This window comes from Bradyrhizobium roseum, from assembly GCF_030413175.1.
In the GTDB taxonomy this organism is placed as follows: domain Bacteria; phylum Pseudomonadota; class Alphaproteobacteria; order Rhizobiales; family Xanthobacteraceae; genus Bradyrhizobium; species Bradyrhizobium roseum.
In genome coordinates this window covers 6,770,939-6,791,326 of the sequence record NZ_CP129212.1, presented here as the reverse complement: position 1 = coordinate 6,791,326, position 20,388 = coordinate 6,770,939, and the positions used below count along the sequence as shown (strand labels likewise).

Below are 20,388 nucleotides of genomic sequence, written 5' to 3'. Positions count from 1 at the left end.
ATTAACCTTAGCGGCAACGGTGCCCATTTGAGCTTGGCCGGCAAATTTACCGATGTGCTGTCGGGCGACCATGGTTCGCACCTCCATGGTTCTGTCCGCGTTGACAGCGTTTCGACGCATGCGCCGGCTGACGCCATTATCATTCCTGATGCCGATTTGCTGTTTAACGGCGATTTCAAGCGGTCTGGCGTCGACCTTGTCCTAACCGGCGGCGACCGCGAACTGGTGCTGCATGATTACTTCAGGGGCGAGAAGCGCGCCGCGCTGGCGTCGCCCGACGGCGCCCACCTCAGTGGTGATCTCGTCAAAGCGCTGACCGGACACACCCAGTTTGCCCAGGCCGACGGTAGCGCCAGCGTCGCCCCTGCCGTCATCGGCCATGTCACCAAGTTGGCGGGCAATGCGACCGCGATCCGCAACGGCGTCTCGATCATCCTGAGCCAGGGTGACAACGTCCACAAGGGCGACGTCGTCCAGTCCGGCTCCGACTCGACGCTCGGCATCACTTTCATCGACGGCACCGTGTTCGGCCTCGCCTCGAACGCCAGAATGGTGCTGAACGAAATGATCTACGACCCCAACGGGTCGGACAACAAATCGCTGCTCAGCCTGGTGGCTGGCACGATCTCGTTCGTCGCCGGCGCGACCGCCAAGAAAGGCGACATGAAGGTCGACACGCCGGTCGCGACCATGGGCATCCGCGGCACCGCGGTTCTGGTCGAGATCGACTTCGACGTGCCGGTGCAGGGCGGCGCACCGCCGGCCAAATTCCAGGTGCTGGTCGAACCCGACGGCACCACCGGCTCCTATATCCTGTATGACAAGGTCACGCTGACGCAGATCGCGACCGTCAACCGCGCCGGCACGCAGACCATTATCAACGGACAGGGCGCGGTCAGCTTCCAGTCGTCCGTGCAACTTTCGCCGGACGCGCAGAAGATCATCAGCGACGTGTTCTCGCTGAAGTTCAGCGATCTCAACAACCCGAACACCAAGCTGACGACCAACTTCACCGATACGATCGTTCCGGAAACGGTATTCCTCAAGCTGGCCAGCAACGATGTCGTGCCGGTGACGCTTCAATTCATCAACATCCCGGACAGGCCCGCAAGCGGTCCGTCGCCCGGTACGGAGATCAGGCCAGATCGTATTGCGGGTCCGCCATTGGCGTCCGCGTCCGGCGGCGCGGTTGCCGAACGGACTGATGTTACAGCCGACACGACCCTCAGCAGCGTGTCCGGCATAGTCAGCTATGCCGACATCAATCCCCAAGACCGGCCGAGCGTCAGTGCGCAATTCTCTTCGTTCGACTACAAGGACGCACAGGGCGCCAATGTCTCCGCGACGCTGACGGCGGAGCAATTGGCGGCGATCAAGGCGGTCGAAGTGCCCCTCGTCGTGGTGCAGGACCCGAACGGCAAGAACACCGGTAACGCCACCTGGACCTACAACATTGCCGATGGCGCGTTCGACTTCCTCGCCTCCGGCGAGACGCTGACGCTGACCTATCTGGCGCGGGTCGACACCAACTACAAGCCAAGCAACGAAACGACGTTCGTGCCGTTCACGATCGTCATCACCGGTACCAACGACAAACCGACGCTGTCGGCGACCGGCGGCGAAATCACCGAGCGGATCGGTACCGGCAATTCGGTCGTCGATACCGTGACCGGCACCGTTACTTTCGCCGATGTCGACCTGACCGACCGCCCCGTCGTCAGCGCCGCGATCTCGCAGACCGATCCATTCCGCTATTTCGATGCGGAGGGCAACGACGTCACCGCGACGCTGACAGCGGCGCAGATCGCGGCGATCATTGCCGTCGCGGTTCCGCTGAACGTGGCGCAGGCGGCCGGCAACACCCACAATGGATCGGCGACCTGGACCTACAGCGTCGAAGACAGCAAGTTCGACTTCATCGCCAAGGGCGAGACGCTGACGCTCAACTACGTCGCCCAGGTCGATGACGGTCATGGCGGCGTCGTCTCGACGCCGATCACGGTCTCGATCAAGGGCGCGGATGTCGTCGTCATCGGCACCAATGACGTACCGACCATCGATGCCACCAGCGACGGCTTTGCCGAGCTTGCGAGCCAGACCGGCTCCGGCGAGATCCGTGTGGCGGCAGGAACGATCAGCTTCACCGACGTCGACCTGACCGATCGCCCGGTGGCGAGCGCCGCCTTCAGTTCGTTCAGCTATCTGAACGCCTACGGGGTCGAAGTGACCTCGCTGCTCACGGGCGCGCAGCTAGCGGCAATCTCGGCGGTGGACGAGCCGCTGACGGTGCTGCAAACCTCTGGCAATACCAATAATGGCTCGGCCAGCTGGAGCTACAGCGTCCCCGACGACGCATTCGATTTCCTGGCCGACGGCGAGGTCCTGGCGCTGACTTACGCTGCGACCGTCGATGACGGCCATGGTGGCGTGGTCACCAAGCCGATCACCGTCACCGTCACCGGCAGTAACGATGCGGTCGACATCACCGGCGAGCCGCAGACGGCGACGATCACGGAACACGCCGACGCCCACCATTCGGCGACGCCGGATACCGCAAGCGGTGCGATCACCTTCGTCGATGCCGATTTGAGCGATACCCATAACGTCAAACTCGCCGGCGTCAGCGCCTCCGGCGTGGTGACGGGCCTCGCCAACGGCGCGGTGCAGCTCAACTGGCTGTCACTGGGACCGCTGAGCGACTCCACCAACGGCTTGCCGGGCTCGCAAAGCTGGACGTTCTCGGCGCCGGACAGCTATTTCGACTATCTTGCCGACGGCGAGACCGTCACGCTGACCTACACGGTCGAGGTCGATGACCACCATGGTAGCAGCGCCTTGCAGGACATCGTCGTCACCGTCACGGGCAGCAACGACGCGCCTGTCATCGGCGCGATCGCGCAGCAGAATCTGACCGAGCAGAGCGGCGCCAGCGCGTTGACTTCGACAATTGCGGTGAACTTCACCGATCTCGATTTGTCGGATGTCGGCCACAGCGCAAGCGTCACCCATGCGGTGGCGTCCGGCGCCACCAACGGCCTGGCCCTCAACGAGGCGGCGCTGATCGCGTTGATCAAGCCCGAGGAGGTAACCAAGGCCGCCGGCTCCACGTCAGGGTCGGTCGAGTTGTCATTTTCGGCGGCATCGAGTGCGTTCGATTATCTCGAACAGGGTCAGGTTCTCACACTGAAATACACCGTCGCGATCGACGACGGCGACGGCGGCGTCACGTCCCGGGACTTCGTGGTCACCGTCACCGGAACCAACGACGCGCCGTCCATCGTGGGTGAAGTCGATCCGGCGCCGCAAACCGTCATCGTGGCTGTTCCGACCGCGCTCGATGTGCTCGACCCGGGCGTGCTCGACAATTCGCTCGGCCTGCATACCGAGACGTTCGACCAGGTGACGGCCGGCTCGGCCTCCAACAACGGCACTGGCCACGGGAATTTCTACAGCGAAGCGCTCGGCGCGACGTTCTCGGCGTCCGGACATTCCGGGGTCGTCAACGGGTCGTCCTCCGGGGTTACGGCGGCGCCCTATGTCGGGCCGGCACACGGCGGCCAGGATACAACGAACTATCTGAGCATCGGCAGCGGCAGCAGCGAAACCATCACGTTCACGTCGGAGAAGAACAGCTTCGGTCTCTACTGGGGATCGCTCGATTCCTACAACTCCATCGCGTTCTACGATGGCGACACCATCGTCGCCTTCTACGCCGGCGACCAGTTCTCGCCGCTGTTCCCGAGCGGCAACACGAGCTCGTTCTCGTCCAACGGATATGTGCAGTTTGCCCACCTGCCGCTGTTCGACAAGGTGGTACTCGCCAGCGGCGAGAACGCGTTCGAGATCGACAATATTTCCGCCGGATACGTGCCGGAGGATATCGGGCTCTCGGGACCGGTCACGGGCACGCTGAGCGTCCACGATGCCGACGTCGGCGACGCCTTGACGGGTGTCGTCGTCGGCAACGCCACGTTCGAATACAACGGATCGACGACGATCCCTGGCGGCATCGACATCTCGGCGCTTCTCAAGGCCACGAATGTGACGTTCGATATTGCGTCGAGCAACGGCGCAACGGTCGACCTGCACTGGACCTATCAGCCGATCGATGCAGATTTCGGCTTCCTGCATGTCGGCGACGTTCTCGAGATCAAGTACGTCGCAGAGGTCAGCGACGGTCACGGCAATGCCGGGGCCCAGGAGCTGACCATCACGCTTGTCGGGGCCGACAGTCCCCCGGATGGGTCGTCCAACCTCATGGCGGGCTTCGTGTTTGCCGAAGTCGAGCAGGGAGCCGTGGTCATCAACGGCACGCCGGGCGACGACGTCATTCACGCGACTTCCGCCAACGATGTGCTGACCGGCGGAGCGGGGGCCGATCAGTTCGTGTTCGCTCCACAAGCCAAATCCAGCAGCGACATCATCACCGATTTTACGCCGGGCGAGGACTACATCGATCTGCGACTGTTCTCCGACGTCAATCCGGCGAACATCGATCACTGGCTCGAAACCAATGCGGCGCAGAGTGCGACCAACCCGAACGATGTCATGATCACGATCGGCAATGATGCGCTCACGCTGAAGAACATCGCTCTATCGAGCTTGCATGCGAGCGACTTCATCGTCACGCCGTATCAGGCCGGCACCTGACGAAGTTGACTTCCCTTCTCTTCGAGGCGTCATCCCGCTAGGGTGAGGAGACGCTTTAGGGTTGGAGCCTCGGTTCTCACGGGCGCCTCGGCCAGGCCAATCGGTTTCCATGAAACGACTGCGAGCACTGCCAAGATGGTTCACGCGGCGCATCGGCTATGCCCGGTTGCTGTGCCTTGCGCTGTTGATCGGGTTCGCCGTGCTTCGCGCTGCCGACCCGGCCCCCGTCGAGGAAATCCGGGTCAGGACCTTCGACACCTTCCAGCGCATCGACCCGCGCAAGAAGGCCATCAGGCCGGTCACGATCGTCGATATCGACGACAAGAGTCTGGAAAAGCTCGGGCAGTGGCCGTGGCCGCGCACCCGGATTGCCGAACTCGTGACCGAGCTGACCCGGCTCGGCGCCCTCGTAATCGCGTTCGACGCGGTGTTCTCAGAGCCCGACCGTCTCAATCCTGCCTTCGTGGCCGACACCTTCCGCAATCTCGACGAAGAAACGCGCGCCCGGCTGCGGGCGCTGCCGAGCAACGACCAGGTCTTCGCCGACGCCATCAAGGCTTCGCGCGTCGTGCTCGGCGAATCCGGTCTGCCGGAGGAAATCGCGGCCCTCGACAAGACGCTGCCGGTCACGGGTATAGCGATGCTCGGCGAAGAGCCGCAACGTTTCATGGTCGATTTCCCGGGCCTGTTGCGTAACGTGCCGGTGCTTGAACATGCCGCTGCCGGGCGCGGCCTGTTTACGATCAAGCCCGAACGCGACGGCATCGTGCGGCGAGTGCCGATGATCATGCAGGCGCAGGGCCAGACCATGCCGTCGCTGACCTTCGAAATGCTCCGTGTCGCCAGCGGATCGGGGACCATCCTGATCAAGGCCGAACCGGGCGGCATCAAGAGCATCGGCATCAAGGGCATCCAGATCCCGACTGATCGCAACGGCCTGCTCTGGGTGCACTACGCCCGCAACGATGCTTCGATCTATGTCCCCGCCGTCAATGTGCTCGAGAAAAACGTCGCGCCCGACATGATCGCCGGCAAGCTGGTGCTGATCGGGACTTCCGCGGTCGGCCTCAACGACATCAAGACCACACCGGTGTCGCGCGCGATGCCAGGGGTCGAGATCCACGCCCAGGTGCTGGAGAGTGCGCTCACCGGCGCGGTGATCTCGCAGCCGATCTTCGGCATAGCCGTCGAATTCGCGACCGCACTGCTGTTCGGGCTCCTGGTGATCGCGTTCGCGCCTCAGTTCGGGCCGGTCACGCTGGTCGTGCTCGGCGCGGCGTTCGCCAGCATGCTGATCGGGCTCTCGGCCTATTTCTACGTCTACAACAGGCTGCTGATCGACTTCACCTATCCTCTGATGTCGACCACGGCGATCTATCTCACGCTGATCTTTTCAAGTTTCGTGCGCGAGCAGGCGCAGCGAAAGCAGATCAGGTCGGCGTTCGCGCAATACATGTCGCCAGCCCTGGTCGAGCAGCTCGCCCACGCACCGGAAAAGCTGGTGCTCGGCGGCGAAGATCGTGAAATGACGATCATGTTCTCCGACGTTCGCGGCTTTACCACGATATCGGAAACCTACAAGCACGATCCGCAGGGCCTCACGGCATTGATGAATCAGTTCCTGACGCCGTTGACCAACGCGATCCTGGCGCGCAAGGGCTATATCGACAAGTACATGGGCGACGCCATCATGGCGTTCTGGAATGCGCCGCTCGACGACAAGAACCATCAGATCAATGCCTGCGAGGCTGCGATCGACATGCTCGAGAGAATCGACGAGCTGAACCGGAGTCGGAAACAGAAGGCGCTGGATGATGGTCATGCCTTCATTCCGATCAATGTCGGTATCGGCTTGAACACCGGCACCTGCACGGTGGGCAACATGGGATCCGACATAAAGTTCAACTATTCGGTGTTGGGCGATAGCGTCAATCTCGCTTCGCGCCTCGAGGGCCAGTCAAAGGAGTATGGTTTTCCTATCATCGTGGGATCCAGCACGGCGCTGGCAGTCAAGGACAGGTTCGCGATTCTCGAACTCGACTTCATCATGGTCAAGGGCAAGACGGAGCCGGAAGTGATCTACGCCATTGCCGGCCGCGACGACGTCGCGCAGTCCGGCCGCTTCCAGCGCCTGCGCAACCTGACCATCGAGATGCTGTCGTGCTACCGCAATCGCGACTGGGACGGCGCGCTGGCTGCCATCGCCCGCGGCCGCAAGACCGACGAGGCAAACGCGCTGGAGCTGCTCTACAATCTCTACGAAGCCCGCATTCGCAGCTATCTTGACAATCCGCCGCCGGAAGACTGGAACGGCGCGTTCGCACTGCTGACGAAGTAAGTAATTTTCTGCCGTCCCGGCGTTCGCCGGGACGGCAGCGGGATGTTTTCCGCTACTCCAGCCCGATCTGCGTCAGATCCTGAAACCAGTGCTGCGCCTGCACGAACTTCTTCACCTTTGGCGACAGCGCGTGCGGGTTAGTGTCATGCACCACCCAGACCAGCGTGGCGTCGTCGACGATCTGGGCGTGGGCCTGCGCCAGCAGTTCGTCCTGCTTGGCGACATCGAAGGTCTGCTTGGCCTCGTCGATCAGCGCGTCGACCTTCGGGTTCTTGTAGCCGCCCCAGTTGACGCCGACGGGCGCGACCTGGCCGGAGTGGAAGAAGCGGACGATGGCGTATAGCGGGTCTGAGGTGACGTAGGCGATGTTGTTGGAGGTGATGCCGGCGTTCATCTCGTCGGCCGCACCCTTGCGCCATGCGGTATAGAGAGTCTCGAGTTCGACCACCTTGAAGTCGATCTCGATGCCGATTTCCTTGAAGCTCTGCTGCAGGAATTCGTTCATCGGCAGCGACAGCATCTGCCCGGTGCCGCCTTGCGCGATGACGAAGGTGGTCTTCAGCGGCTTCTCCTTGGAGTAGCCGGCCTCCTGCACCAGCTTCTTCGCCGCGGCGACATCATATTTGAGCTCGAAGCCCGGCTTGCCGAACCACGGGCTCGACGGGTCGACCTGGCCCTTGGCGGGCTTTGCCAGTCCGTTCATCAGTCCGACCACGGCCTCGCGGTCGATCGCAAGGTTGAGCGCCTTGCGCAGACGGATGTCGGTCCAGGGCGAGCCGGGCAGCACGCTCAAATGATAATTCCAGACATGCGGCGTGACGTTGTCGACGATCTTCATCCCCGCGGATTTGAGCTGCGGTACGGCGTCGGGTGCCGGCGTCTCGATCAGGTCGACCTGGCCCGCCAGCAGCGCATTGGTGCGCGTCAACGCTTCCGGCATCGGGATCAGCACGATCTTGTCGGCCTTCGGCAGACGCTTCTTGTCCCAGTAGTCGGCGTTCTTGGTGAGTTCAGCGAGTTCGCGCGGCACCAGCTTGGTCAGCTTGAACGGTCCGGTGCCGGAGGGCTGGCTGGCGAACTTGTCCCAGTCCTTGCCGAGCTTTTCATATTGTGCCGGGCTGGAGACCAGGAACCAGAGCATCTGGTAGGGGAAGAAGGAATCTACCGTCTTGGTGGTGATCTCGACCGTGTTGTCGTCGATCTTGGCGTAGCTTGCCACCGAGGGCAGGCGGGTTTTTACCTGCGCGCTTTGCCGCTTGTCGAACTGCGGTGCCTTGTCGTTGAGCACCTTGTCCAGATTCCAGATCACCGCGTCGGCGTTGAAGTCGCTTCCGTCGTGAAACTTGACACCCTTGCGTAGGGCAAAGCGCCATTTCTTCTTGTCGCTGTCGTCCACCTTCCACTCGGTGGCCAGGCCCGGCACCAGTTTTCCGGGCCGGTCGGAAACGTCCATCTCCCAGGCCACCAACGGGTCGTAGATCGTATAGGCCGAGAACTGGTAGGCGCCGGCGCCGCGGTCGGGCTGGCCGGTGGTCAGCGGGATGTCCGCCATCGAAATCCCGTAGCGCACGACGGTTTCGGCTTTTGCTGAAATCGTAGGCAGGCCGGGAAACCATCCGACGGCCATTGCCGCGGCAGCAAGAAGCATCGAATATCGGGTGCGCATGAATTAGGCTCCATAAGGCGAGGTATGGAGTCGAAAAATGCAAGCTTGGTGCCAGATGGAGCATGAAGACCCCCATTTGCATACATGTTCACAGGGAGTTGTGCGGCTAATCGTCTCCACGCCGGCGCCGACCCTGGCCAGTCCTTGGCACAGGCGTTGCATACCAGTGCATAAGAAATAGTCACCCCAGTCCAGAAGGAATTGCTGCATATGCGTAATACCAAATCTAACAGGGCGGCCACCGCATGGTTGCTGGCGACGGCGCTGGTGGTCGGACTGCCCCAACTCGCCAGCGCCCAGTCGGTGCTGCGGATCGGCATGACCGCCGCGGATATTCCGCGCACGCTCGGCCAGCCCGATCAGGGTTTTGAGGGCAACCGCTTCACCGGCCTCACCATGTATGACGCGCTGACGATGTGGGACCTGTCTTCGGCCGACAAGCCCAGCGTGATGATTCCCGGGCTTGCGACCGAATGGAAGGTCGACGAGGCCGACAAGAAGAAATGGACCTTCAAGCTGCGTCCCGGCGTCAAATTCCATGACGGCTCGCCGTTCAATGCCGATGCTGTGGTCTGGAACGTCGAAAAAGTGCTGAAGCAGGACGCGCCGCAGTTCGACGCCAGCCAGGTCGGCGTCACCGCCTCTCGCATGCCGACGCTGGCTTCCGCCAAGAAGATCGACGACATGACGGTGGAGCTGGTCACCAAGGAGCCCGACAGTTTTCTGCCGATCAACCTGACCAATCTGTTCATGGCCAGCCCTTCCAAGTGGCAGGCGTTTTACGACAAGGCCGAGGGCGCCGACGCAAAGGCGAAATCGCAGGCCGCGTGGGCGGCGTTCGCCAAGGACGCGTCGGGCACCGGCCCCTGGAAGATGTCGCAGTTCACGCCGCGCGAACGGCTCGAGCTGGTGAAGAACGAGGGCTATTGGGACAAGGCGCGCGTTCCCAAGATCGACAAGATGGTGCTGCTGCCGATGCCGGAGGCCAACGCCCGTACCGCGGCCTTGTTGTCCGGCCAGGTCGATTGGGTCGAGGCGCCGGCGCCCGATGCAGTCAAGGAAATCAAGCAGCGTGGCTTCCAGCTGCAGGCCAATGAATCCCCGCATGTGTGGCCGTGGCAGTTCTCGCGTATCGAAGGCTCGCCCTGGAACGACATCCGCGTCCGCAAGGCGGCCAATCTCTGCATCGACCGCGAAGGCCTCAGGGACGGCCTGCTCGCCGGACTGATGGTGCCGGCGACCGGAACATTCGAGCCCGGCCACCCCTGGCGCGGCAAGCCGACCTTCGAGATCAAGTACGATCTGAAGGCCGCGCAGAAACTGATGCAGGAAGCCGGCTACGGTCCCAGCAAGAAGCTGGCGGTGAAGACGCAGACGTCGGCGTCGGGATCGGGCCAGATGCAGCCGCTGCCGATGAACGAATATCTGCAGCAGGCGCTGGCCGAATGCTATTTCGACGTCAAGCTCGACGTCATCGAGTGGAACACGCTGTTCACCAACTGGCGCCGGGGCGCCAAGGACCCGAGCGCCAACGGTGCCAACGCCACCAACGTTACCTACGCGGCGATGGACCCGTTCTTCGCGCTGGTGCGCTTCCTGCAGTCGTCGATGGCGCCGCCGACGTCGAACAACTGGGGCTTCATCAACAACCCCAAGTTCGATGAACTGGTGACCAAGGCGCGCCAGACCTTCGACCCGGCCGCGCGTGACGCGGCGCTGGCCGAACTGCACGCGGCCTCGGTGGACGATGCGGCGTTCCTCTACGTCGCCCACGACGTTTCGCCGCGCGCGATGAGCCCGAAGGTGAAGGGCTTCGTGCAGCCGAAGAGCTGGTTCGTCGACTTCTCGCCGGTGTCGATGGCGCCGTAAGTATTGGCATCGAGCTCGCTTCCCCTCTCCCCTTGTGGGAGAGGTGGATCGAACAAGCGAAGCTCATTCGAGACGGGTGAGGGGTATCTTTCCGCGGATAGATATCTCTCATCGCGGAGTTCCATCTCCGCGGATAGAACCCCTCATCCGGCGCGTATGAATGCGCGCCACCTTCTCCCACAAGGGGAGAAGGGAAGAAGAAAAAGTGAATCGTGCTCGCTTATATCGCCCGACGTATCGTCTATGTCATTCCGATCGTGCTCAGCGTCGCGCTGGTGTGCTTCCTCCTGGTGCACATCACGCCCGGTGATCCCCTGGTCGCGGTGTTGCCCGCGGATGCGTCGCAGGAACTCGCGGCGCAAATGCGAGCGGCCTATGGCTTCGACCGGCCGCTGCCGGTGCAGTTCGGGCTCTGGCTATGGCGTGCGCTCCATGGCGATCTCGGCAATTCGATCGCTACTGGCCGCCCGGTGCTGGCTGAAGTGCTGCGCGCAGTCAGCAATACCGTGACGCTGGCGATTGCAGCGGCCCTGATCGGCTTCACGCTCGGGCTGCTGTTCGGTCTGATCGCTGGCTATTTCCGCGACACCTGGGTCGACAAGGTCGCCACGTCAATTGCGATCGCCGGCGTTTCGGTGCCGCATTACTGGCTCGGCATGGTGATGGTCATCATCTTCTCGGTGCAGCTCAACTGGCTGCCCGCGGTCGGCGCCGGTCCCGGCGGTTCGGGTTCGTGGGGCTGGGACTGGGAGCACATGAAATATCTGATCCTGCCGGCGGTCACGACGTCGGTGATCCCGATGGGCATCGTCACCCGCACGGTGCGCGCGCTGACCGGTGATATTCTCTCGCAGGACTTCGTCGAGGCATTGCGCGCAAAAGGCCTGCGCGAACTCGACGTGTTCAAGCACGTCATCAAGAACGCAGCGCCGACCGCGCTGGCGGTGATGGGCCTGCAACTCGGTTACATGCTGGGCGGCTCGATCCTGATCGAAACCGTGTTCTCGTGGCCGGGCTCCGGCCTGCTGCTCAATTCGGCGATCTTCCAGCGCGACCTGCCGTTGCTGCAGGGCACGATCCTGGTGCTGGCGCTGTTCTTCGTCACCCTCAATTTGCTGGTCGATATCGCGCAAGCGTCGATCGATCCGCGCATCAAGAGGGGCTGATGATGGCTGTAATGTCGGATGCCGCACTGCAGGCCGCTCCCGCAACCAAGGCGCGCGGCTATTGGGCGACCGTCGGCCGCCGCATCAGGCGCGACAAGGTCGCCATGGCCTGCGCCTTTGTCCTGGTGCTGATCTTCCTTTCCGCGCTGTTCGCGCCATGGCTCGGCCTCGCCGATCCCTACCAGGGTTCGATGATCCGCAGGCTTCGTCACATCGGCACGCCGAACTACCCGCTCGGCACCGACGAACTCGGGCGCGATATGCTGGCGCGGCTGATCTATGGCGGACGGCTGTCGCTGATCATCGGCATCCTGCCCGTGATCCTCGCTTTCATGATCGGCACGTCGCTCGGCCTCGTCGCCGGCTATGTCGGCGGCAAGCTCAACACCGCGATCATGCGCACCATCGACGTGTTCTATGCGTTCCCGTCGGTCTTGCTGGCGATTGCGATCTCCGGCGCATTGGGGGCGGGCATCGTCAACTCCATCGTGTCGCTGACGATCGTGTTCGTGCCGCAGATCACCCGCGTTGCGGAAAGCGTGACGACCGGCGTGCGCAACATGGATTTCGTCGAGGCCGCGCGCGCCTCGGGCGCCGGACCCTTCACCATCATGCGCGTGCATATGCTCGGTAACGTGCTGGGACCGATCTTCGTCTACGCGACCGGGCTGATCTCGGTATCGATGATCCTGGCGGCGGGCTTATCGTTCCTCGGCCTCGGCACAAAACCGCCGGAGCCGGAATGGGGCCTGATGCTGAACACGCTGCGCACCGCGATCTATGTCAATCCGTGGGTGGCGGCGCTGCCGGGCGTTATGATCTTTGCGGTCTCGATCTGCTTCAATCTGCTCAGCGACGGCATGCGCAGCGCCATGGACATCAGGAACTGACGCGATGAGTGAGACGTATCAGTCAGTCGAACTGTTGGAACCGGTCGCGGATGTCGGCGGTGCGGCGCAGCCGCTGCTGCAGGTCGTCGGCCTGACCAAGCATTTCCCGGTGCGAGGCGATCTGTTCAGCGCTCGCAAGACCGTGCGCGCCGTGGATGATGTCTCCTTCTCCATCGCCAAGGGCGAAACCGTCGGGATCGTCGGCGAGTCCGGCTGCGGCAAGTCAACCACCGCGCGGCTGTTGATGCACCTGATGACACGCGATGCCGGCGACATCATCTATGACGGCATGCAGGTCGGCCGGGCGTTGTCGCTGCGGGAGCTGCGCCGCGGCATGCAGATGGTGTTTCAGGATAGCTACGCCTCGCTCAACCCGCGCCTGACGATCGAGGAATCGATCGCGTTCGGCCCCAAGGTCCACGGCATGGCCGATGACGCGGCGCGCGCGCTGGCGCGCGAGCTGCTCGGCAAGGTGGGCCTGCGGCCCGAAACCTTTGCCAACCGCTATCCGCACGAGATTTCCGGCGGCCAGCGCCAGCGCGTCAATATCGCGCGCGCTTTGGCGCTGTCGCCGCGGCTGGTGATCCTCGACGAAGCGGTATCGGCGCTCGACAAATCCGTCGAGGCGCAGGTGCTCAACCTGCTGGCGGATCTGAAGCGCGAATTCGGACTCACCTACTTGTTCATCAGCCACGATCTCAACGTCGTGCGCTACATCTCCGATCGCGTGCTGGTGATGTATCTCGGCGAGGTGGTTGAACTCGGCCCGGTCGACAAGGTCTGGGATGCGCCGGTGCATCCCTACACGAAGGCGCTGCTCGCCGCGATGCCGTCATCCGATCCGGACAATCGCACCGAAACCCCGCCGATCTCGGGCGATCCGCCCAATCCGATCGACCCGCCGCCCGGCTGCCGGTTTCATACTCGCTGTCCGTTTGCGGAGCCGCTCTGCGCAAATGCGACGCCAAAACTCAGCGATGTCGATACAATGGGCCATCAGGCCGCGTGCTATATGGCCATTCCGGGCTCGGGGCATAGCCGCGCTCCGGCCAATCGGTAACAGGGGAACAAGCGCCGCATGACAAGACCCGATCCCAAGCAGGTCATGGCGATGACCGAAGTCGCAGGCGTGCCGGCCGACAAGGACGTCGCCGAGCGTATCGCCAACTCCATCGGCCCGGCTTTTGACGGCTTTGCGCCGGTCGCCGGCACCTTGCCGATGGATCTGGAGCCCGCGAGTTATCTGCTGGTGCAGCGCCCGAAGGTGTCGAAATGAGCGGTGAACCGGCGTTGATGTCGCTGGTCGCCGTCGCGAAAGCGATCGCCGCCAAAAAACTCTCCTCGCGCGAGGTCACGCAGTCCTGTCTCGACCGGATCGCGCAATGGCAGCCGCGCGTCAACGCCTTTATGGCGATCGAAGCGGATGCAGCGCTCGCCGCGGCCGACGCCGCCGACGCCGATCTCGCCAAGGGCAACCATCGTGGCCCGCTGCACGGCGTGCCGCTGGCGCACAAGGACATGTATTACGAGGCCGGCAAGGTCGTGACCTGCGGCTCGAAGATCCGCCGCGATTTCGTGCCGACGACGACCTCGACCGCGTTGCAACGGTTGAAGGATGCCGGCACCGTCAGGCTCGGTTCGCTGCAGATGGTGGAGTTCGCCTACGGTCCGACCGGTCACAATCCTCACTATGGCGCGGTGCGGAATCCCTGGAATGTCGATTACATTACCGGCGGCTCATCCTCGGGCTCGGGCTCGGCGGTCGGTGCACGCCTGACCTTTGCCGCGCTGGGCTCCGATACCGGCGGCTCGATCCGGATGCCTGCGCATTTCTGCGGCGTCACCGGCTTCAAGACCACGGTCGGCCTGATCAGCCGCGCCGGCGCGATGCCGCTGTCGCAGTCGCTCGATACGGTCGGGCCGCTCGCGCAAACGGTTGAAGACTGCGCGCTGCTGGTCGGGCTGATGGCCGGCTTCGATCCCGAGGATCCGACCACCGCGTCGTTGCCGGTACCGGACTACATGGCTGCGGCCTCGGGCTCGCTCAAAGGCCTCAGGATTGGCGTACCGAACGCGTTCTATGTCGACGACCTCGATTCCGAAGTCGCGCGGGTGCTCGACGAGACCATCGCCACGCTCAAGAGAGAGGGCGCCGAGATCGTCAAGGTCGAGCTGCCGGACCAGCGCCAGCTTACCGCGGCATGCCAGATCGTGCTCGCCACTGAAGCCGCCGCCTATCACAAGCGCTGGCTGATCGAGCGGCCGCAGGATTACGGCGCGCAGGTTCTGATGCGGCTGCAGAACGGGCTGGCTGTACCGGGCGTGACCTATCTCGAGGCGATGCGCTGGCGCGGGCCGGCGCTGGCTGCTTACCTCGCGGCGGTGACCGGTACCGATGCCGTGATCGCGCCGGTGGCGCCGATGCCGGCGGTGACCATTGCCGAGAGCGATGTCGGCAACAGCCGCGATGCGGAAGCCGTGATCCAGCGGATCACAAAGTTCACCCGGCCGATCAACTATCTCGGCCTGCCGTCGCTCTCGATCCCCGCTGGCTTCACCGCGAACGGTCTGCCGGTCGGCATGCAGCTGATCGGCCGCGCCTTCGACGAGGCCGGGCTGGTGCGCATCGGCGCGGCGTTCCAGCGCGCCACCGACTATCACCAGCAGGTGCCCAAAGCCGCATGAGCAATCTCGTCGACATCCAAAACCTCAACATCCGCTTCACCGGCGAACGTACGGTGCATGCCGTCAATGACATCTCGCTCTCGCTCGGCGAGGGCGAGGTGCTCGGCCTGCTCGGCGAATCCGGCTCGGGCAAGAGCGTGACCCTGCGCGCGCTGATGCGGCTGTTGCCGCGGAAGCGGACGCAGATTTCGGGCACGGTAAAAGTTCTGGGTCGCGACGTGTTGGCGATGAACGACGAGGAACTTTCGGCGTTTCGCGGCCAGACCGTCTCCATGATCTTCCAGGAGCCGGCGCTGGCGCTCGATCCGGTCTATACGATCGGCCATCAGATCGCCGAAAGCGTGATGCGCCATGAAGGCAAGAGCCAGAAGGAAGGGATGGCGCGCGCGCTGGAAATGCTGGAGGTGGTTCGCATTCCCTCCGCCAGGCGGCGCCTCGAGGCCTATCCGCACGAAATGTCTGGCGGCATGCGGCAGCGAGCCATGATCGCGCTGGCGCTGGCCTGCAAGCCGAAAATCCTGCTCGCCGACGAGCCGACGACGGCGCTGGACGCCACCGTGCAGATCCAGATCCTGCTGCTGCTGCGCGAGTTGCAGCGCGAGTTCGGCATGTCCGTGATTTTCGTGACCCACGACATCGGCGTCGCCATCGAAATCTGCGACCGGGTCGCCGTGATGTATGCCGGACAGATCGTAGAGCAGGGCCGCCTGCGCGACATTGTGCGTACGCCGGTTCATCCCTATGCCAAGGGACTGCTCGCTTCCACCGTCCATGGTGCCAAACGCGGACAGCGGCTGGAGACGATCCCGGGCACGCCGCCGTCGTTGGACAAGGCGCCCGCCACCTGCTCGTTCGCGCCACGCTGCAGTTTTGCGCAGCCGCGCTGCACTGAAGGATTGCCGCCAAATGTACAGGTGTCCGCGGACCGAACCGCGCGCTGTGTTCTGGCGGAGTCGGCGGTAGCGACCGCCTAAGGATCGGCTACCCGCCCAGCCCCGGATCGGCCCAGCGTTCGATCTGTCGCGGTCCTACGACCTGCTTCGGTTGATGCGGATTGATGGTGCCCGCACTTGCGGTCCAGCCCTTGGACAGGATCTGCATGGCAAACAACTTGGCGTCGACTTCTGATTTGAAGGTGCGGGTCGAGCGCGCCATGCTCTCCGCGGCCTCATCCGCTTTGTCCGGACCAAAAGTCACATACCACGTGTCGCCTTGTTTCATGCCGACATAACACGTGTGACGTAAAAAAGTTTCACCTCGCAGGCGTCGTCGGCCGGTGCGCGGAATACGGCTCGCCATGCCGGACGACAACGGGATAGGTTGCCGAACGGCCGGCGCGGCTACATGCAAGGACTTCCCATGCAGATTTCCAACGAAGGCATTCTCGTCGTCCTCTTTGTCGGTCTGGTGGCCGGCTGGCTGGCCGGCAAGATCGTGCATGGCACCGGCTTCGGCCTCATCGGCGATATCCTGGTCGGGATCGCCGGTGCGCTGCTCGCCAGCCTGCTGTTTCCCAAACTCGGCATCCGCCTCGGCACCGGACTGGTGTCGGAGATCGTCTATTCCACCGTCGGCGCGGTGATCCTGCTGGTGGTCGTCCGGATGCTCCGCACCAGAGGAAGGTTCTGACGAGCGTGGCAGCTGCGGTGCCGTAAGTTTCGCCCTCCCTGTGCCCGGCGCCTGTCGTGTCCCGGTCCCGCATCGCCTTCAGGCGCCGGCCGAGGCCGGCCTGGAAGTCGAGTCCTGCCAGAGGTCGATCGGGTCGCGAATACCGGTGATTCGGTTGCCGTTCCGGGCGTCTGAAAGCCCAGGCGCCTCCACGCGCCGGCCCGGCACCAAATTCGAGGTTCAAGACGCCCCTTATGTGGGCCGTTTCATAGGGGGGAACTGCGAGAAGGTTAACGTGACTTAAAATAGACGGTGTCAAAAAACATCGCTAAAACGTGCCCGTTCCTTATTTGTTTGCAGAGATACGCATCCGATGGCAGCCGCTCCCGTCCGGCGATCCGAGCTCGGTGAGGCATTGCGCGCCTGCCGCAACGCCTTCATCGGCGTCGGCGTCATGAGCTGCATGATCAATCTGCTGTACCTCACCGGCTCGATCTTCATGCTGGAGGTCTATGACCGCGTGCTGCCGAGCCGCAGCGTGCCGACCCTGGTCGGCCTGGTGATTCTCGCCGCCGGCCTCTACATCGCCCAGGGCGGCCTCGACCTGATTCGCGGTCGAATCCTGGGCCGCATCGGCACCGCGCTCGACGAAGCGCTCAATGCGCGGGTGTTTGAAACCGTGGTCCGCCTGCCGCTGCTGGTCGGTAGCCGCAATGAGGGCCTGCAGCCCTTGCGCGATCTCGACAATATCAGGTCGTTTCTCGGCAGCATGGGGCCGGGCGCGTTCTTCGATCTGCCCTGGCTGCCGTTCTACCTGGCGATCTGCTTTGCGTTTCACTGGCTGCTTGGCGTCACCGCCCTGGTCGGCGCGATCATCCTGGTGACGCTGACGCTGATCACCGAGTTCATGTCGCGCACGCCGGCCAAGGAGGCGATGACGCTGGCGGCGCAGCGCAACGATCTCGCCGCCACCAGCCGCCGCAATGCCGAGGTGCTGGTTGCGATGGGCATGTCCGGCCGCTTGACCCGGCGCTGGAGCGAGGCCAACGAGACCTATCTGGCGGGCAATCAGCGTGCCAGCGACGTCGCCGGCGGCCTCGGGGCGGTCGCCAAAGTCTTGCGCATGATGCTGCAATCGGCGGTGCTCGCGGTCGGCGCTTACCTCGTGATCCATCAGGAAGCCACCGGCGGCATCATCATCGCGGGCTCGATCCTGAGCGCCCGCGCGCTCGCGCCGGTCGATCTCGCGATCGCGCACTGGAAGGGTTTTGTCGCCGCGCGCCAGAGCTGGGATCGCCTGTCCAGACTGCTGCAGCAAATACCGCCGGCGAACGAGCAGACGCTGCTGCAGGCCCCGTCGAAGCGGCTGTCGGTCGAAGCCGTCAGCATCGTGCCGCCGGGCGAGCAGCGCGTCATCGTGCAGGACGTCAATTTCGCGGCCGATGCCGGCACCGGCGTCGGCGTCATCGGCCCGAGCGGCTCAGGCAAGTCGTCGCTGGTGCGCGCGCTCGTCGGCGTCTGGACGCCGGCCCGTGGCAAGGTCCGGCTCGACGGCGCGGCGCTCGATCAGTGGTCGTCCGACGTGCTCGGCCGCTATATCGGCTATCTGCCACAGGACGTCGAATTGTTCGCAGGCACCGTGGCGCAGAACATCTGCCGCTTCGATCCCGAGGCGAAGTCGGAGGCGATCATTGCCGCTGCCAAGGAAGCCGGCGTGCATGAGATGATCATCAAGATGCGCGATGGCTATGACACCCAGATCGGCGAACAGGGGACGGCGCTTTCCGCCGGCCAGGCCCAGCGCGTGGCGCTGGCTCGCGCGCTTTACGGCAATCCGTTCCTGATCGTGCTCGACGAGCCGAACTCCAATCTCGACAGCGAGGGCGACGAGGCGCTGACGCGCGCGGTACGTAGCGCGCGAGAGCGCGGCGCGGTCGTGGTCGTGGTGGCGCACCGGCCGATCGGCATCGAGGCAGTTGATCAGCTGCTGGTGCTGAAGGACGGCCGCATGCAGGCGTTCGGGCCGAAGGAGACCGTGCTCGGCCAGGTGCTGCAGCGGGCGCCGCCGCCGCCGATCAAGATCGTATCCGATGCGGGAGCCGTGAAGAAATCATGACCGCCGAACTGAAAGGCGCACACCGTTCCATCCGCGGGCATCTGATCGTCGGCCTCGCGCTGATTCTGGTGCTGGCCGGCGGGTTCGGCGGCTGGGCCTCGACGGTGCAGATATCGGGCGCGCTGATCGCGCCGGGCTCGGTGGTGGTGGATTCCAACGTCAAGAAGGTGCAGCACCCGACCGGCGGCGTGGTCGGGGAAGTGCGCGTGCGTGACGGCGACGTCGTCAAGGCCGGCGACATCGTGGTGCGGCTCGACGAGACCGTGGTCAAGGCGGGCTTGGCCATCGTCGTCAAGACGTTGAACGGATTGTGGGCGCGTGCGGCGCGGCTGGAGGCCGAGCAACGCGGCCTCGACAAGATCAAGTTTCCCGCACAGTTGACCGACCAGGCCGGCGACCCTGAAGTCCGCGACGTCCTGGCCAGCGAAACCAAGCTGTTCGAGGTCCGGGTCAACGGACGCGCCGGTCAAAAATCGCAGCTGCGCGAGCGGGTGGCGCAGCTCAACGAGGAGATCGTGGGACTGACGGCGCAGGAGCAGGCAAAGGAAAAGGAAATCTCGCTGGTCGAAAAGGAACTGGTCGGTGTGCGCCAGCTCTACGAGCAGCGCCTGATCCAGATCTCGCGCCTGACCGTGCTGGAGCGCGACCTTGCCCGCCTGACCGGTGAGCGCGGGCAATACATTGCGGCGCGCGCGCAGGCGAGGGGCAAGATCACCGAGACCGAACTGCAGATCATCCAGGTCGACAAGGACGTTGTCAGCGAGGTTTCCAAGGATCTGCGCGAGACCAACGACAAGATCGGCGAATTTGTCGAGCGCAAGGTCACCGCCGAGGATCAACTCCGCCGCATCGACATCCGCGCGCCGCAGGACGGCGTCGTGTTGCAGTCGACGGTACACACTGTCGGTGGCGTCATCACCGCAGGCGATGCCATCATGATGGTCGTGCCGAAGGCGGACGATCTATCGGTCGAGGCCAAGGTCAATCCGCAGGACATCGACAAGCTGCAGATCGGCCAGAAGACGCTCTTGCGGCTTTCCGCCTTCAACCAGCGCACCACGCCGGAACTCAATGGTGTGGTGACCCGCGTCTCCGCCGACGTCGCCACCGACCAGCGCACCGGCCAGAGCTACTACACCATCCGCGTCTCGCTGCCGCCGGCTGAAGTCGCCCGCCTCGGCGACAACGTCAAGATCATCCCGGGCATGCCGGTGGAAGCGTTCGTCCAGACCGGCGACCGCACGATGTTTTCGTACTTGATGAAACCGTTCAGCGACCAACTGATGCGTTCGTTCCGGGAGCGGTGAGGGCGGGCGCTCTTAGTTGTCATCGCCCTCAAAAGCCCCTCAGTTGTCATCAACCGCGAAAGCGGGTGATCCACTATTCCAGAGAAGGCAGTT

Annotated in this window: 14 protein-coding genes; 12 read left to right on the top strand and 2 right to left on the bottom strand. The window is 63.7% G+C overall.

Annotation, left to right across the window (positions count from 1 at the left end):
- Positions 1–33 precede the first annotated feature (33 nt).
- Both QUH67_RS32155 and QUH67_RS32150 read left to right on the top strand, forming a co-directional pair.
- Positions 34–4,650 (top strand): VCBS domain-containing protein, encoded by a 4,617-nt coding sequence (locus QUH67_RS32155; RefSeq protein WP_300943782.1) that lies wholly within the window; start codon positions 34–36, stop codon positions 4,648–4,650.
- 109 nt (positions 4,651–4,759) lie between these two features.
- Positions 4,760–6,988 (top strand): CHASE2 domain-containing protein, encoded by a 2,229-nt coding sequence (locus tag QUH67_RS32150; protein WP_300943781.1) that lies wholly within the window; start codon positions 4,760–4,762, stop codon positions 6,986–6,988.
- 52 nt (positions 6,989–7,040) lie between these two features.
- Here the strand turns inward: QUH67_RS32150 and QUH67_RS32145 are convergent, their stop codons facing one another.
- Positions 7,041–8,654: an ABC transporter substrate-binding protein gene (locus QUH67_RS32145; RefSeq protein ID WP_300943779.1), complete on the bottom strand. Its 1,614-nt coding sequence runs from the start codon at positions 8,652–8,654 to the stop codon at positions 7,041–7,043.
- 210 nt (positions 8,655–8,864) lie between these two features.
- On the opposite strand from QUH67_RS32145, the gene QUH67_RS32140 reads away from it, so the two are divergent.
- The 7 genes from QUH67_RS32140 to QUH67_RS32110 all read left to right on the top strand — a co-directional run bounded on the left by QUH67_RS32140 (position 8,865) and on the right by QUH67_RS32110 (position 16,238).
- Positions 8,865–10,523: an ABC transporter substrate-binding protein gene (locus QUH67_RS32140; protein ID WP_300943777.1), complete on the top strand. Its 1,659-nt coding sequence runs from the start codon at positions 8,865–8,867 to the stop codon at positions 10,521–10,523.
- Positions 10,524–10,735: 212 nt separating this feature from the next.
- Positions 10,736–11,689: an ABC transporter permease gene (locus QUH67_RS32135; protein WP_300943775.1), complete on the top strand. Its 954-nt coding sequence runs from the start codon at positions 10,736–10,738 to the stop codon at positions 11,687–11,689.
- 11 nt (positions 11,690–11,700) lie between these two features.
- Entirely contained in the window at positions 11,701–12,579 is an 879-nt protein-coding gene (locus tag QUH67_RS32130; protein ID WP_407080493.1) for an ABC transporter permease, read from the top strand.
- Between the two features lie 4 nt (positions 12,580–12,583).
- Entirely contained in the window at positions 12,584–13,639 is a 1,056-nt protein-coding gene (locus QUH67_RS32125; protein WP_300943773.1) for an ABC transporter ATP-binding protein, read from the top strand.
- Positions 13,640–13,657: 18 nt separating this feature from the next.
- Positions 13,658–13,855: a hypothetical protein gene (locus QUH67_RS32120; RefSeq protein ID WP_300943771.1), complete on the top strand. Its 198-nt coding sequence runs from the start codon at positions 13,658–13,660 to the stop codon at positions 13,853–13,855.
- Positions 13,852–15,264 carry an amidase gene (locus QUH67_RS32115; RefSeq protein ID WP_300943769.1) on the top strand — a complete coding sequence of 471 codons (1,413 nt, stop codon included), beginning with the start codon at positions 13,852–13,854 and terminating at the stop codon, positions 15,262–15,264. Before QUH67_RS32120 ends, QUH67_RS32115 begins: the two co-directional genes overlap by 4 nt.
- A complete protein-coding gene (locus QUH67_RS32110; protein ID WP_300943767.1) occupies positions 15,261–16,238 on the top strand; it encodes an ABC transporter ATP-binding protein in 978 nt (325 codons plus the stop codon). The genes QUH67_RS32115 and QUH67_RS32110 overlap by 4 nt, the downstream gene beginning before the upstream one ends.
- A 7-nt stretch (positions 16,239–16,245) precedes the next feature.
- On the opposite strand, the gene QUH67_RS32105 is transcribed toward QUH67_RS32110, so the two are convergent.
- Positions 16,246–16,485 carry a Sec-independent protein translocase family protein gene (locus tag QUH67_RS32105; protein WP_300943765.1) on the bottom strand — a complete coding sequence of 80 codons (240 nt, stop codon included), beginning with the start codon at positions 16,483–16,485 and terminating at the stop codon, positions 16,246–16,248.
- Positions 16,486–16,623: 138 nt separating this feature from the next.
- On the opposite strand from QUH67_RS32105, the gene QUH67_RS32100 reads away from it, so the two are divergent.
- The 3 genes from QUH67_RS32100 to QUH67_RS32090 all read left to right on the top strand — a co-directional run bounded on the left by QUH67_RS32100 (position 16,624) and on the right by QUH67_RS32090 (position 20,295).
- A complete protein-coding gene (locus tag QUH67_RS32100; RefSeq protein ID WP_300943762.1) occupies positions 16,624–16,893 on the top strand; it encodes a GlsB/YeaQ/YmgE family stress response membrane protein in 270 nt (89 codons plus the stop codon).
- A 352-nt stretch (positions 16,894–17,245) separates the two neighbouring features.
- Complete coding sequence (locus tag QUH67_RS32095; RefSeq protein ID WP_300943760.1) at positions 17,246–18,988, top strand: type I secretion system permease/ATPase; 1,743 nt, start codon at positions 17,246–17,248, stop codon at positions 18,986–18,988.
- Positions 18,985–20,295, top strand: coding sequence for an HlyD family type I secretion periplasmic adaptor subunit (locus QUH67_RS32090; RefSeq protein WP_300943758.1), 1,311 nt, complete (start codon positions 18,985–18,987; stop codon positions 20,293–20,295). The genes QUH67_RS32095 and QUH67_RS32090 overlap by 4 nt, the downstream gene beginning before the upstream one ends.
- Positions 20,296–20,388 lie beyond the last annotated feature (93 nt).